Here is a 13,471-nt window from a genome sequence, read left to right as displayed (position 1 = left end):
CCAGGTGACAACGGCCATGCCGGGTCGACCAGGCGAGCCGGGGACGCCGTCTTGTCCGTTTCCGCCGGGGTGGCTGCCGTTGCCGGGGACACCTCCTGAGCCTCCGTGCCCCGGAAAGCCTCCTTGTCCGCCGTGGCCACCGTAGCCGGTCCCGGCGGGGGGCGCATACCGGGCACCACCGGGCAGGGTGATCGCGGCACCGGTCAGGGTTCCTCCCTCACCACCCTGGCCGCCGTAAAAGGTCCCGGCCATACCGGGGTGTCCGGCCGTACCGGCCTTCAGGAGCCTGCAGTCGAAGCTGTGGCGCCCGGGCTGCCCGACCAACCACTGCGCGCCCTTGGAAGGTGTATCCGCGGGGTCGCGAACAGTCTCGTCACCGCCTCTTCCCCCGTCACCGGCCAGGCCCCCACCCCCACCTGTCCCTCCATCGGACCACCTCGAAATTCCCCGGGCCCCCAGGGCCTCGGGAGTGACCACCTTGATCTCGGTGAGGCCGCTGGTTGTGCTGGAGGCGAGGGAAGGGGCCGGGGTACCGCGTGTTCCCGCGGAGCCGTCGCCGGCGAAAAAGTCGACACCGGCCTTCCCGCCTTTGCCGCCCCTGCCCTGAAGACCACCGTCGCCGCCCGGTCCGTTGGAAACCTCCAGCAACGGAGAACGGGAGGGATCCAATCGGATGGGGCACGAGAAGAGGGAACCGGCACCGCCGCCCGCACCGCCCGAGCCGCTCGCACCTCTGGCCCCCTTGCCTCCACCACGATTGTTGCCTGTCGGGCTCGCGCTCGAGCCCTCTCCGCCACCACCGCCCCCGGCGCCCCCGCCCCCGCCTCCGCCCCCGCCCGCGGTCCACAGATAGACGGTGACGCTCTCCACCCCGTCAGGCGGGGACCAAACACTTCTCGCCTCGGTGAAGACCTCGTAGCCGTGGCTCGCGGCCGCATGACCCGGCGCCGGCGCCACCGTCATCACCGCAACGACAGAGACCGAGATTCCAGCTACCTTCAGGCGCCTACTGTTGTTGGACGATCGCCGCACGCGCACACTCCAGTCGTCATGTCATGAACGAAGCACACGCCTCCAAAAGCCCGGGAGAGCCACCGGACCGTGCGCAGGGAGACAGCCCCCCTGCGCCCTAACGAGCTGATCATCCGATCGGCAACGCCCGCGCAGAAACGTGAGGAGGCGCAGTTGCCTTTGCCGAGTCAGAAGCTGATCGACGTGCTCGCCTTCGTCGACGCCGGTGACATCGATGTGATCCAGCTCGACAAGCCCTATCTCCTGGCCCCCTCAAGCGCCGCGTCCAACAAGGCGTATGTGCTGCTGCGCGAGACTCTGAAACAGACCGAGCGCGTCGCCATCGCGAAAATCACTATCCGGAGCCGGGAGCCGCTGGCCCTGCTGCGCGTCCATGGGGACCTGCTCGCCGTGCACACCATGCCGTGGCCCGACGAAGTCCGCGACCCCGCCGGCCTGGCACCCCCCGGCTCGGTGACGGTGAGGCCGCAGGAAATCTCCATGGCCGCGAGCCTGATGGAACGCATCTCCTAAGGCTTCGACTTCGACACCCTCGAGGACGCCTACCAGACCGCTCTGCGGGAGCTGGTGATGTCGAAGGCCGAAAACCAGCCGGCACCCACCGGGATGGAAGAGGAGGCGACCACGCCGGCAACCTCGAATGTCGTCGACCTGATGGCCGCGCTCCAGGCCTCCATCGACCGCGCCGACACAGACACCGGCGAGGCGGCGCCCGCCCAGCCCAGGAAGACGGCCCCGACCAAGAAGACCACGAAGGCCACCGCGAAGAAGACCGCCGCTAAGAAGACCACTGCAGGCGTCACCAAGCCCGGCGGGAAGAAGACGGCGCCGGCTGCGAAGAAACGACGGACCGGCTGAGCCGAGGCAGGAGACCGCCCCCCTGGGGCGACGGCAAGAGGCGTGCCCCCCGCACCGGGCAACGGCACCACAGCTGGCTGTGTCACGGCCGGCGCTTGCTGCCAGGGGGCGCAGCCAGCCGTTGCGGTGTCCCCATAACACCGCAACGGCTGATCACGACCCTACCTACGCCGGACAGCACCCAGACCACTGCCTCTGTCACTCCGGCACGCGCTCCAGGCCCTGCGGGTCACGGCATGAACGTGAGCAGGCGCTCTCCCGGCGTTTGGAGGCTGCGGGCTGGTGCCAGTGGCAGGCCGCAGAAGAGGATGCCGGTCCACATGCCGGTCCTGCGGGTGCCCGCGCAGGTCTGGAGCAACAACACCAAAAGGGCCGCGACCGTCCGACGGGTCGGCCACAGTGACTCTATGAATCCGTTCGGCGGGGTGGCTTTGTACACAAGAACGGGTTCTGGTCCACTTCGTGTGGTGCCGTCCGCGCCCGCTGACATGTACCTCAGACGTAGGTGCCTCACCTGCGGAGCACTGGGTCAGCTGTCGCATGGGCGCCGCAGTTTCGGCTGAGTCCACACGAGTGGACCAGAACCCGAACTCATCGACTCGACGGTGTCGAAGACAGAGGTCCTACGCGCCGGGGCCAGGACTCGGACGGCATGAACTACCTGGGTGCCGACCGCATTGTTCGCCGCGGTGACGATCCGCGGGAGCTGGTCAGCCGGAGCTGAGTGGCGAACGCGGCCGAATCCGGCGCAGGTCCAGCTGCCCCGTCTCCGCGTGGAATGCGACGGCGGTGACGTGCGCGGGCAGGTTCAGCGAGACGGCCGGCCACTGGCCCGGGCCCGCAGGCTGGCGGGCCCGGTGGGAAGGGCGTCAATCGAGCGCGATGCGGATGTTCTTGACGCCGCCGGACGCGTAGAACCCGGCGAGTTTTATCGACTGGCCCTGGCTGAGGCTGTGACCCTCGTAGTCGTAGTAGAAGCCATCGCCGCCTTTCTCATCCCCCTTCACCTGGATCCCGTGGACCGCGCTGCCCGCGCAGGTGCGCGTGATGCTGCCACTCAGGCTGAAGCCGTACCAGCCATCGCTATTCTTCCAGTAGGTGTAGTCACCGGAGAACTTGGCGCAGGAGGTCGTGCGGCTGATGGGGGCGGCCTGCGCAACGCCCTGTCCCAGCATGGCGACGGCAGCCGTCGCCGCACCGACCACCGTGGCTACTCGCTTGATGTTGCGCCGCATGTCGTCTCCTTAGAGATCAGAGTTATTGGTGTTGCATCCTTCGGCTGCTGGGTTTCTTGCAACCTCTTGAGGATGATGCTGTGCGTGGTCCTGTACCAGCGCGCAGCCATCGCACACGTACCGGATATCGCCCCGGACCTCTTATGGCACGGAATCGAGCAGGTCCTCTCTGTTGCGTATGCGCATCGTTTCCCACTCAATGGTGAGTGAATTCCGGTGGTGGCGCCTCACCAGTTTCGGCCAGAGCGCCTGGGGGATCGACTTGTCTCGGGCTCATCCGAAACGAACGTCGACGGCAACACTCACGCGTGGACCTTGCGACTCCACTTCACCGCTGAAGACCTCGCCTGCACACACGTGGCATCGGAGGGGCGCCCGCTGCTAGAGCTCACGATCGGCATCCGGCTGCTGCAGGAGCACAGTCACCCATGGCGTTTCGACGCGTGGCGGCAGCGGGCCACCGCGCCACTTCGTGTGGTCGCGTACGCAGCGTGACTGTCGATCTCCTCGTGAGGCTGGCTGCAATAGCCCGGAAATCGCCCGGCCGGTGTGCCGTGTGGTCGACAGTGCTGCGCCGTGAACGAAGTACAGCCGCAGCTCGAAGAGTTGCTGTTCCCCTCGCTGAAGAACGTGTTGGTGGAGTCGGTCGAGTCGACCGGCATGGTCGTCCGGGTGGAGGCCCTGAGTACTGCCCGGCAGGCAACATGTCCGGGCTGTGGGCACCTGCCGGAGCGCATACATGGCTCCTATCTGCGATTTCCTCATGATCTGCCGACGGCGGGCAAGTCTGTCGTGGTGGCGTTGAAGGTGCGCCGGTTCGTCTGCTCGGAGCGTTCCTGTCCGCGCAAGACCTTCGCCGAGCAGGCACCGGGGCTCACTCGCCGGTTCGGCCGGCGGACGGAACGGCTTCGATCGACGCTCATCTCGGCCGGTCTCGCGCTCGCAAGGCGGGCCGGGGCTCGCATCACGGACGTCTTCGGGGCGCCAGTCAGCCGGAACTCGCCCGGCTGCACCAGCGAATTGCCGACGGCGGCAGGCTGGAGCACCCGGTGGCCGTGCACGGCACGGTCACGCGCACCGGCGAGGCCGGAGGCAAGGCCTACGCCGTGCTGGCTGTCCAGGTTCCGCCGGTGACAGGCGGCCGGAAGATCGAGGTGCTCCTGCTCAACGCGTTCCCCTCCCTGCCGGAGGGCGTGCAGGTGGGCATGCAGGTACTGGCCGTGGGAGCACGTTGGAAGGTCTTCGCCCCACAGAAGCGCAACGTCGATGGAGTCCAGCTGTGGATCAGCGAGCACTGGCACCTGGCCTACTGGACCTGGGACAAGGACACCGAGCAAGCCGGTGCCCCTGTAAGCCCACCCCCTCTGACACCCGCGGAGCGCCGCGCGGCAGACCGTCAGCGCGCCGCAGCCCGTCACACCAGCACCGCCCCGACGAGGGGCTCGGACGCTCCCGGGGCGGCCTCACCTGCAAGGTCCACCTCGCCGGGGAAGGTGGCCGCCGTCCCCTCGCTCTGCTGATCACACCTGGCCAGTGGGGCGATGCCCCGCAGCTCATCCCGGTCATGGAGCGCATCCGCGTCGGCCGTGCGGGCGGCGGACACCCGCGCGCCCGGCCCGACCATCTCGGTGGCGATAAGGCGTACTCGTCCCGAAGAAACCGCCGTTACCTGCGAAGTCGTCAGATCAAGCACTCCATCCCCGAACCGAAGAACCAGCGGGCCAACCGGCAAGCCCGCGGCAGCAGGGGTGGCCGACCCGCCGGCTTCGACAAGGCGATCTACAAGCGCAGGAACGAAGTGGAGCGGACGATCAACGCTCTGAAGAACTCCGGGCTGTGGCGATGAGGTTCGACAAGCGCGCCTACGTCTACCACGGCACCGTCACTGTGGCCCCGATCCGGTTGTGGCTCCGCCCGTGACCTGCTGAGCTACTGATCGAGGTCCACATCGAACCAGATCCGGTGCGTGCCGTCAGGGTCGATCGCGATGCCTCCGGTACCGGTGATCCCGGCCAGCTCGCCCGTTCCGCTGCCCGGGACGATGACGGCGAAGAACTCGCCTTGCCTGCTTCCGCCCGACATCGTTGCGGAGTGCGCGAAGTTGAAGGTGCCCGCCCGGCTGTGCAACGCCCCCTCGAAGGACTCCATGGCGATGTAGGTGCCTGTGTTTGTGGACTGGTCAAATGCGGAGGTGAACAGCGTGGCCGACCGCCCGGCGACCTCGCCTTCGAACTGCTTGTCCATCGTGGCGATGCCAACGGGCACCGCGGTCTCGATCGCCGGGCTGGGTACCGGGGCGGGCGTGAAGTCGACAACTGTGAATGTTCCTGAAGCTCGCATCCCCGGAGCGTACTGTGCACCACTGACATCGACGCTGGTCAGGCCGACCATGAGAGGTCACGTGATCAGCCGGACAGGCCCTGGCACCCGCGCCTGGATCGTGAGTGCGAGAAACCGCAGTCCGGGGATCCGGGGCAGATTGCTCTGGCCCGCACGCGCCTGAAACAAATGCGGTGCCGGTCCGGTCTGCTCGAATGGGTTCGTCGCCCGGGCCGGAGTCATCCTCGGGGCCTCGCTGTGACGTCCTCCTGAGTCGAGGACGTCACAGCGAGGCAACCGGTGACGGAAAGGGGCCGTCATGTGCCGGCCCGCCGACCATGCCAGCGGTCGGTCCGGGCCAGGGCGTCAGGCCCTGAGCCCGTGCAGCACACTGATGGGCTGTCGCAGTCGAACCTCACTGCGTGTGCGGAAGGCTGGAAATCAGGTGTGCTCCACGGCGTCCCGCTCCCACTGTTCTTCGCCGCGGACGCAACTTCCTGACAGGTGATAGATCTGATAAGCGCGATGGGTGGATCCCGGTTTCAGTCACACCCTCAGCCCCCGCTGGGGGCAACCCTCCAGCTTCCCGTGGCCCTTCCTCCCGGTGCAGCACTCCGCCGGGCCGGGGTGCATCGCGGGCGAGGCCGGACAGGTGATCTCCAGACGTGGGGCGTGCCTGGGCGGCAGGGCTACCGGTTGAGGGGTTCGGCGGACCGTTCGGCCCGTGCAAGGGCCACGTTGCGAGGCACCATGGGACGTCACAAGCGGCAGAAACCGCGCCGTTCGCGCGGCGGGAACGACCCGTCGGCCACGGAGTGGTTCGGCACCGCGTTCCACTCCACCGAGGGCATGTACCACCTGGACGTGCGCCGGTCCGGCAACGGCATCCTGATCACGTCCTCGCCCGCCGAGGTCGACGGCCTCCCGGCTGTCCGGCCACTGCGGCTGCGCAACGACGACAACGGGCAGGGCCTGGACGAGCTCGGCACGGCTCTCGCGACGGGCCGGCCGCACGGCATCTCCGTGGAGAAGGGGCCGGCCTTCGAGACCGCCCTGGTGTTCATCCCCCGCTACCCCGAAGAGGGCGTCGGGACGCTCGCCCGGGTCCGCACCACCGAAGGCCCGGACGCCGACGTCGTCTTCGAGCGTCGCGCGGAGCTTCCGATGCAGCTGTGGGCCGAAGCCGGGGAGAACGTCTGCCGGATCGTCCCGCTCCTCGGCCCGGACGCGCCGCCGGCGGACAAGCCCGAGGACTGCCGGCTTTGCCCCGGCTGCTACCGGCCCGTCTACGACAGCACCACCTCGCACACCCTCCTCGGCGCCGGTGCGGTACCGGTAGTCGGGCTGTGCAGGCTGTGCGCCGAAGGCACCACGCTGCGCTCCTTGCACCAGGCCGACGTACCCATCGGCCCGCAACAGCTCGCCGTCCTCGAGACCGTGGCCGCCGCCCTGGTGTAGTCGGGGCCGGCCGCCTGGGCAAGCCGCCACGATGGAGAACTTGCCCAGGGGCATCTTCGGCTTGCCCTGGTCAGTCCCGTCGGCGGAACAGGCCGCGGCGCGGCTTGCCCGGCACCTGGTCGCGGCCGTCCGGCTCCGGCTCCGGCTCCGGGGTGGGGTCGGCTCCCAGAGCGCTTCGGCGGCGCCTTTCTCGCGGGCGACGTCGTCGGCGTGGCAGCTCCCGCACACGGACAAGTCGCCGGCCTTCCACGCGCCGCCCCGCGCGGTGGTCTCCTCCCAGCGCTGGTCGGTGAGGGGGCTAAGGGCAAGGGGGCCGGTACGGGATGCTCGGGAAGTAGCGTGTCCATTCCTCTCGGGTGATGGACGTGCCGGCCGCCTGGCAGATCCTTCGTGCCACCGTGTCGGGGGCCACGTTCCAGATGTGCAGGGTCCCGGCACTGGTTCCCACGGCGACGAGGCGGTTGTCAGGGCTGAAGGCGGCAGACGGCCCTGGGCGTGGAACACCATCGGCGGCCCCGGGGCCCCGAAGTCGCTGGGACCCGTGATCCGTACGGGTTGCTGATCGGCCGACCCGTCGGTGTCCCACAGTTCCACCGTTCCGTCGGGGGCTGCCGTGGCGACCTGCCGGGCGTCCGGGCTGACCGCGAGGCCCGCGATCTCGCGCTCTGCGACGAATCGCTCCGGGTAGGGCCCGGTGAACGAGCTGAGGAGGCTGTTGCGTGCCGCCTCGGTGTCGGAGAAGCGGTAGGCGGCGAGGGCCAGCTGCATCGAGAGGGCCGGATCGCTCGCCCTCAGCTCGTCGGCCCGCTCCGCGACCTGGCGCGAGAGGCCCGCGTCCCGCTCTCGCGCCCGCTCCTATCGCCGTCGTGGCGGCGGAGTCTCCCCCGGTGTCCTGCGGATGCGGGTGGTACAGCCGGCGGCGGGTGTCCTCGGCGTCGGCATCGATCCTCACCAGGCGCAGGAACAGCTGGCGAGCGCTCCGCCGCTGCGTACTGTCCAGGCCGGTGAAGAGGTTCTCCGCCGTGGTGGCGACCGCGCGGTCGATGCCGCCGGTGGCCCGATAGCCCTCCACGGTGAGCGTACGGCCGTGGCGTTGCTGCCAGGTGGCGCGCAGAGCGTGGACCAGCAACGGTAGGCGCCCGGCCTCATGACCGGCCGGGTCGGAGCCCGGCGGGCCGCTCGCCTGACCGCCCGAGGAGCGCGTGCCGATCTCGCGCAGCAGCAGTTCGACCAGGCCCGGCTCCCACTCCAGCCCCGCCGCCCGGGCCGGGAATACGATGGCTTCCCGCAGCTCGCTGTCGGCCATGGGTCCGAGGAGAAGCGGGCCGTGCCAGCGCGGCCCGAAGCCACGGGTGACGGGTGCACGGCGTGTAGAAGTCCGAGCGCAGCCCGAGTACGACCAGGCCGGCCGGGTCCGCGGCTTCGTCGTCCGCCCTCGTGAAGCGTTCGAGCACGTCCAGGAAGTCGCGCCGCTCCCGCTCGGACGTGCACAGGGTGAACAGTTCCTCCAGCTGGTCGACGACCACGATCGGACGGCTGCGCGCCCGGCGGTCGCTGCCGGACTGCTCCGAGCCCGCCGCGTTCAGCAGCGCCCCGCAGGTCTGTGCGTCCGCGGATCCGGCACCGGGTGGATCGGCGCCGGTGACGTCGGCCAGCCGGGCGGCGAGGGACGCCAAGGGGTGTGCGGTGGGGGTGAGCAGCAGGCGCGGCCAGTCCGCCGACCCGGCGGCGGGCAGGGCGCCGCGGGCGAGTGCGGGCAACAGCCCGGCCCTGAGCAGCGAGGACTTGCCCGCTTCCGAAGGAGCCACCACCATGAGCGGGCCGCCGCCTCGCATCCGGTCGTCGAGGCGGACCAGCAGATCCGCGGTCACCGTGCCCGGCCGAAGAACCAGCGGGCCTGGTCCTGACCGAACGCGGCCAGGCCCGGGCACGGGCACTCGTCGTCCGCAGCCCCGGCAGGCTCGGCCCGGCGGGCCCGCCGTACGCCGTCCTCGTAGTGCAGGTGCAGGTCCCGCTCGGTGACGTACTGGTCGCGTCCGGCCTGGTAGATCCGGGCCTGGTCGGCCGCGCGGGCCTCCAGCCGTGACTCCTCAGCGTCGGGACCGCGCTGTTCCGGCGGGTTCATTTCTCCGTGATGTGCTGGTCGCGTCCGGCCTGGTACATCCGCCCGCCGCCGGAGGCCTCCGCCCTCATCACGATCGCCCCTACGCGGGCCTGTTCCTCGGGGTCCAGCGACGGCGTGAGCCGTGTATGCAGCACCCGCCGCAGCTCGTCGATGACCTCCGGATGGGCGCGCAGCAACGCCTGCAACCGGATCTGCCAGTCCGACGCCAGCACCCGCTCGGTGTCCGCGTCACCGGCCTCCCGTCCCCGGGTACGCGGTGACGACGAGATGAAGCACGAACTGCAGGGTCTGGTACGGGCCACGGTCGCCGATCGTCCTCTCGGGGCATCACCCCGCGCAGCTCTACGACCCCGGACTCACCCACAGGGTGACACCCGCGCAAGATCACCGCCGTTTGCGTCGGAAGTGGGCCAGCTCCGCAACGCGCCTACTGACGAAACCGGTGGCCGAGTGGCGGGTGCTCAAACCCCCGCCCCCCCGACCGAACCGCCCCTCCGTATCCGGCTCCACCCTGGACCGTCCGCCTCGTTCCCTCCCCCCCCCTGTGACCGTCGCGGCTGACTGCGGTGTTGCTGGTGGTGGCCGGCTACCAGGTGATGATGATGTATCCCTTGCCGGCGCGCTGGCCGTAGTCGCCGTTGTTTCCCTTTGCGCCGCTGCGGGCGTGTGTACTGCTGGTCATCGCGCCGTGACCTCCTGCGCCTCCGTTGCCGCCTCGACCGCCTTGCCCGCCCACGGACCGGCCTTCGGGCAGCTTCAGGCCGTACGGTCCCTCCTTCTTGACCGGCGCACCGCCCGCGCCACCGAAGGCGAGGTCGCCGCCTGCGCTGTCCTCCGAGGCAGATTTGCCGCGTACGCCGTCCCGGCCTGTCTGCCCGGGCTGGCCGGCCGTGCCCCGGACGCTGTCGATCTTCTTGCCGTCCGTGCACCGGCCGGGGAAGGGTTCGTTGCCGCCCTTGCCGCCGCTGCCTGAAGGGCCGCCATTCCCGTGGCTGCCGCTGATGCCGCCGCCTTCGCCCGCCGTACCTTCGAGTCCGGCGCTGCCGACGTGGCTGCTGGAGACCTCTGCCATCAGCGTCCGGGTGCTCTTCCAGAACTGGGTTTCACGCTGGTCCCTGTTGACGGCACCATGTTTTCCGGATTCGCCGCTCTTGCCGTCCTTGCCCAAGTTACCGGTGCCGTGGGCACCACCCTTGCCGCCCGGTCCGCCCTTCCCGCCGGTACCGCCGGAGCCGATGATGGCCCGGTAGGTATGGGCGTGGTCGACCTTGAGCTCACAAACGAGGTAAGAGCCACCACTACCACCGCCCCCACCACCGCCGGCACCACCGCCCCCACCGGTGTCACCCATCGAGTCTTTTTCACCCCTGGCGGCGAAGCCGTAGGCCTCTCCTCCGCCACCCCCGCCGCCGCCTCCTCCTCCGCCGCCGACACCGCCGGCACCCCAGAGGTAGACCTTGGCCGTGGTCACGCCCTCCGGCGGAGTCCAGTTCGTGGTCTCCGCGACCACCTCGTAGCTGTTGGGGGCGGCAGCCTGCGCGGGCGCCTCTGATGGCACGGTCAACAGCGGAACCGCCGACACCACCGTCAAGGCCACCCAGAGCATCCGCTTCCGGCCACCCGGCCCAGTCCTGCTCTCACCGCTCACGATCACGCGCTCACCTCTCTCAACGGGGCGGGGGGCGGCCGGGGCCGCCCCCCGCGTGACGGACGGACGGTGGTTACTTCAGGGCCGAGTCGACGGTCGAACCCGCACCGGACGTCACCGACTGCGCGGCGGAGTTGGCGGTGTCCTTCAGGTTCGTCACCGGCCCCGGCTCGGGCTGCGACGGCGCCGGCGCGGAGGAGCCGGAGGACTCCTCGGAGGACGAGCCGGAGCCCTTGGCGTCGTACTGATAGGTGTCGGTGACCTTGTGCTCCTTGGTGATCTTGCCCGGAGCCGGGGAGACGATCGCGACCGGCAGCGGACCCAGACCATGGCCGTGGCCGTGGTGGTCGTCCGCCACCGCCGCCGACGCCTGGCCGAGCACCGAACCACCGGCCACCACAGCCAGCACAAGAGCCGCCAGGCGGCTACGCATCGAGGACATCACAAACTCCTTGCTCAGATGGGGGTGCTGCCGCGCACGCCCAATAGAGGGCGGTCGCGGCAGGGATGTGTGCCAAGCGCCGGTTCCACGCCCTTGACGAACGGCTGGCTGGGCGACGGGCCTCAACCCGTGACGACGGCTGCTCCGGCATTACCAGGAGTACTGATGTGATCACCCGTAAGTCAAAACATCGGCCGGAAGTCGGCCGCGCAGTGCGGAACGCCCGAACGGTATGCCGAATGCATATGCGACTACGGGTCAGGATTCGAGGAGGTTCATGGCAGCACGGGGGCACTTAAACCCGCTGAACGTCACTCACATGACGGATACCAACGCAATGACACCCAAGGGCGCCACCTGAACGAGGCACCCCTCTTCGGTCATCCACCCCGCCCTCACCAGGACGAGCCCCCCGGTCAAGCCGTGCTTGACCAACCTCAGTAGCAACGCACGCGGCTGCCAGGAGCCGGCCCACCGCCGCGGCGTCTGCGGTGAGGGCTGGTCGGAGGCGGTGACTGCCGCCAGCGGTCCCGACCTCCGGCCGCGTACACCGTGGCGGTCGAGCCGTGCCTCATCCGGGGCGGAACACTGCACCCCACGCAGATCTACCGGATTTCGCTGACGATTTGGGGTGGATGTTCGCCGATGAACCAGGTCAATCGGACCCGCCTGTCTCCTCGCCTGGCCTCCGCCTCCTCCACGGCAACCACCAGCACGGATAACTCACGGTGGAGATACACAACGGCTTCTGAACTTCGCCCCGCACCGCGAGCACACCGGCCGCCGCGCTTCCCGCTCCGCGGCGTGGTCGTCGTAGCCGGTGCCGAGCAGTTCCCCGGTGACTGGGTCGTACTCCTCCTTGCGCAGCTCGGAGATCCGTATGCCCTTCGGCTCCAGCAGTTTCTTCGCTTCGCGGTGTCCTCGGGCGGTGAGTACCCATACCTGTCGCTGGTCTTCCTGGACCGATTCGATCCGCACCAGGTGGTGGTCCTCCAGATCCAGGAGGTTGTCCCGCGTGAGCTTGTCGTGCTTGTTGCCCGGGCGGGTGAGCTTCCACAGCTGATCTGGCGTCGCCCGTTGAAAGATCCCCAGTGCTTGCAGGATCTCCTTGCGTCGAGGCTCGGTTGAAGTCCTCCTGTGCTGAGGACACCTTTGGGCATGAGGGTTGTCGGACCTGCGCCCCCCCCTGACCGTCGGGCCTGACCTGCGGAAACGCCCAGTCCCGGGGAATGGGGCGCGGAGGGGGCGGTGGAGGGGTCTGTGGAGGAGGTGGGAGCAGCAGTGGCGGGCGGCTCGACGTGGTTGTCCGCGGAGGCCGGGCGGGGCTGCTCGGGCGGGGTGGTGGCGGTCATCGGATCCTCGAATTCCTCCGGCCGGTGGCCGGATCGGTGGGCTGGACCGGCCCGGGCGCCGCGGCGTACGGACCGGTGGCCACCGTGACGAGGCACCCCCTGACCAACGTCTGTTCAACCTCGCTAACCCTATCCCGCAGCCGTTCGATATGTTCCGGTTCACCCCTTGACGCTGCCGGTTTGTCCGTGACCAGCAACACAACCCACCGCAGACCCGCACCGCCGAGCCGGGAGGAGCAGGCCCCCAGGGCTTCCACTGTCCCCACAGGTGACCCGCGCCTTCTCCCCGGCCGCTATCAGCAGACGCTCACCGAAGGCCGCAGACGTCCCGCACCCGGCTGAACACCGACGCCTCCGGCAGGCCCCGCACCACACCGCACCGCCCGGTTGCGCACTCGGTGCGCCGCATCGTCATCCACGGCGGTGCGGTGCGGCGGGCGTGCATCCGGTGCGCATCACGGCCGGCGGTGCACACGATGCGACGCATCTCCGGCCGCACCAGATCACCCATCGTGACGGTGCGCCACATCGCCCACCGGACCCCATCGGACATCGCACCGCGGCCCGCATCACGGACACATACCGGGCAAACATGGACTCTAGCGGGCGATGTCCAGGAGAAACACCCGCTCCGCAGAACGTGGTCAAGGGGAGCGACTCAGTGAGGACCAGAGGATGGTCAAGGGGTCAGCCGCCGCCCGGCGCATCCACACCACCTCACTCTCCGTGCCCGCACGCCGTGCAGATCGGGCGATGCGGCGCACCCGATGCGGCGCGCCCGGTGCACACCGGGCAGCAGCGGAGGGTGCGGCGCATCACCGGTTCGCATCACGATGCTGGTGGTGGGTGCGCAGTTGCGAGTCGGCCGGTGCAGCGCACCTACTCAGTGCGCACTCAGTGCGGCGATGGCCTCTGGCCCCGCGCCGGTTGGTGCGGCATGTGCACACGCTGGTCGTGGCCTAGGGTCGCTACTTGTGTTTCCAGTGCCTCCTGGAACCATGG

Annotated in this window: 13 protein-coding genes and 2 pseudogenes; 6 read left to right on the top strand and 9 right to left on the bottom strand. The window is 69.4% G+C overall.

Going from position 1 to position 13,471, the window contains the following annotated elements; all coding sequences use genetic code 11:
• Nucleotides 1–1,101 precede the first annotated feature (1,101 nt).
• Together ABZ951_RS24360 and ABZ951_RS24355 are read left to right on the top strand one after the other, a co-directional pair.
• The gene (locus ABZ951_RS24360; RefSeq protein ID WP_344084226.1) at nucleotides 1,102–1,545 is read left to right on the top strand and encodes a Ku protein; all 444 of its coding nucleotides are present in this window, start codon (nucleotides 1,102–1,104) and stop codon (nucleotides 1,543–1,545) included.
• A gap of 57 nt (nucleotides 1,546–1,602) precedes the next feature.
• Entirely contained in the window at nucleotides 1,603–1,890 is a 288-nt protein-coding gene (locus tag ABZ951_RS24355) for a hypothetical protein (protein WP_344084223.1), read from the top strand.
• Between the two features lie 869 nt (nucleotides 1,891–2,759).
• Here the strand turns inward: ABZ951_RS24355 and ABZ951_RS24350 are convergent.
• A complete protein-coding gene (locus tag ABZ951_RS24350; protein WP_344084220.1) occupies nucleotides 2,760–3,125 on the bottom strand; it encodes a hypothetical protein in 366 nt (121 codons plus the stop codon).
• A 576-nt stretch (nucleotides 3,126–3,701) separates the two neighbouring features.
• On the opposite strand from ABZ951_RS24350, the gene ABZ951_RS24345 reads away from it, so the two are divergent.
• The 3 genes and pseudogenes from ABZ951_RS24345 to ABZ951_RS24335 all read left to right on the top strand — a co-directional run.
• Nucleotides 3,702–4,259 (top strand): transposase family protein, encoded by a 558-nt coding sequence (locus ABZ951_RS24345; RefSeq protein WP_344084217.1) that lies wholly within the window; start codon nucleotides 3,702–3,704, stop codon nucleotides 4,257–4,259.
• The gene (locus ABZ951_RS24340; protein ID WP_344084319.1) at nucleotides 4,256–4,645 is read left to right on the top strand and encodes a hypothetical protein; all 390 of its coding nucleotides are present in this window, start codon (nucleotides 4,256–4,258) and stop codon (nucleotides 4,643–4,645) included. Before ABZ951_RS24345 ends, ABZ951_RS24340 begins: the two co-directional genes overlap by 4 nt.
• Nucleotides 4,528–5,045, top strand: a pseudogene (locus tag ABZ951_RS24335) (IS5 family transposase); the annotation flags it as partial. The gene ABZ951_RS24340 and the pseudogene ABZ951_RS24335, both read left to right, overlap by 118 nt.
• 9 nt (nucleotides 5,046–5,054) lie before the next feature.
• On the opposite strand, the gene ABZ951_RS24330 reads toward ABZ951_RS24335, so the two are convergent.
• Nucleotides 5,055–5,516, bottom strand: a complete 462-nt coding sequence (locus ABZ951_RS24330) for a DUF3224 domain-containing protein (protein ID WP_344084212.1) — start codon at nucleotides 5,514–5,516, stop codon at nucleotides 5,055–5,057.
• A gap of 678 nt (nucleotides 5,517–6,194) precedes the next feature.
• On the opposite strand from ABZ951_RS24330, the gene ABZ951_RS24325 reads away from it, so the two are divergent.
• On the top strand, nucleotides 6,195–6,902 hold the full coding sequence (locus tag ABZ951_RS24325; protein WP_344084209.1) for a hypothetical protein: 708 nt from the start codon (nucleotides 6,195–6,197) through the stop codon (nucleotides 6,900–6,902).
• Nucleotides 6,903–7,200: 298 nt separating this feature from the next.
• Here ABZ951_RS24325 and ABZ951_RS24320 read toward each other — a convergent pair.
• The 7 genes and pseudogenes from ABZ951_RS24320 to ABZ951_RS24290 form a co-directional block, all read right to left on the bottom strand.
• Nucleotides 7,201–8,716: pseudogene (locus tag ABZ951_RS24320) on the bottom strand (hypothetical protein).
• 53 nt (nucleotides 8,717–8,769) lie between these two features.
• Nucleotides 8,770–9,027 carry a hypothetical protein gene (locus ABZ951_RS24315; RefSeq protein ID WP_344084206.1) on the bottom strand — a complete coding sequence of 86 codons (258 nt, stop codon included), beginning with the start codon at nucleotides 9,025–9,027 and terminating at the stop codon, nucleotides 8,770–8,772.
• Nucleotides 9,024–9,239 (bottom strand): hypothetical protein, encoded by a 216-nt coding sequence (locus ABZ951_RS24310; RefSeq protein ID WP_344084202.1) that lies wholly within the window; start codon nucleotides 9,237–9,239, stop codon nucleotides 9,024–9,026. The genes ABZ951_RS24315 and ABZ951_RS24310 overlap by 4 nt, the downstream gene beginning before the upstream one ends.
• 374 nt (nucleotides 9,240–9,613) lie before the next feature.
• On the bottom strand, nucleotides 9,614–10,681 hold the full coding sequence (locus ABZ951_RS24305; RefSeq protein WP_361280672.1) for a hypothetical protein: 1,068 nt from the start codon (nucleotides 10,679–10,681) through the stop codon (nucleotides 9,614–9,616).
• 67 nt (nucleotides 10,682–10,748) lie between these two features.
• Entirely contained in the window at nucleotides 10,749–11,117 is a 369-nt protein-coding gene (locus ABZ951_RS24300) for a hypothetical protein (protein WP_344084196.1), read from the bottom strand.
• Between the two features lie 723 nt (nucleotides 11,118–11,840).
• A complete protein-coding gene (locus ABZ951_RS24295; RefSeq protein ID WP_344084193.1) occupies nucleotides 11,841–12,095 on the bottom strand; it encodes a hypothetical protein in 255 nt (84 codons plus the stop codon).
• A gap of 681 nt (nucleotides 12,096–12,776) precedes the next feature.
• The gene (locus tag ABZ951_RS24290; protein ID WP_344084190.1) at nucleotides 12,777–13,022 is read right to left on the bottom strand and encodes a hypothetical protein; all 246 of its coding nucleotides are present in this window, start codon (nucleotides 13,020–13,022) and stop codon (nucleotides 12,777–12,779) included.
• Nucleotides 13,023–13,471: the final 449 nt, after the last annotated feature.

This window comes from Streptomyces sp. NPDC046215, from assembly GCF_040646215.1.
GTDB classification, from domain to species: Bacteria; Actinomycetota; Actinomycetes; order Streptomycetales; family Streptomycetaceae; genus Streptomyces; species Streptomyces stramineus.
This window is presented reverse-complemented; position numbering and strand designations above follow the sequence as displayed.

What these genes read in the sequence shown, in the direction of transcription:
- ABZ951_RS24355 (WP_344084223.1), top strand. Translation starts at nt 1,603, where the DNA reads ATGTCGAAGGCCGAAAACCAGCCGGCACCCACCGGGATGGAAGAGGAG.
- ABZ951_RS24350 (WP_344084220.1), bottom strand. Translation starts at nt 3,125, where the DNA reads ATGCGGCGCAACATCAAGCGAGTAGCCACGGTGGTCGGTGCGGCGACG.
- ABZ951_RS24330 (WP_344084212.1), bottom strand. Translation starts at nt 5,516, where the DNA reads ATGGTCGGCCTGACCAGCGTCGATGTCAGTGGTGCACAGTACGCTCCG.
- ABZ951_RS24325 (WP_344084209.1), top strand. Translation starts at nt 6,195, where the DNA reads ATGGGACGTCACAAGCGGCAGAAACCGCGCCGTTCGCGCGGCGGGAAC.
- ABZ951_RS24315 (WP_344084206.1), bottom strand. Translation starts at nt 9,027, where the DNA reads ATGAACCCGCCGGAACAGCGCGGTCCCGACGCTGAGGAGTCACGGCTG.
- ABZ951_RS24300 (WP_344084196.1), bottom strand. Translation starts at nt 11,117, where the DNA reads ATGTCCTCGATGCGTAGCCGCCTGGCGGCTCTTGTGCTGGCTGTGGTG.
- ABZ951_RS24290 (WP_344084190.1), bottom strand. Translation starts at nt 13,022, where the DNA reads ATGTCCGATGGGGTCCGGTGGGCGATGTGGCGCACCGTCACGATGGGT.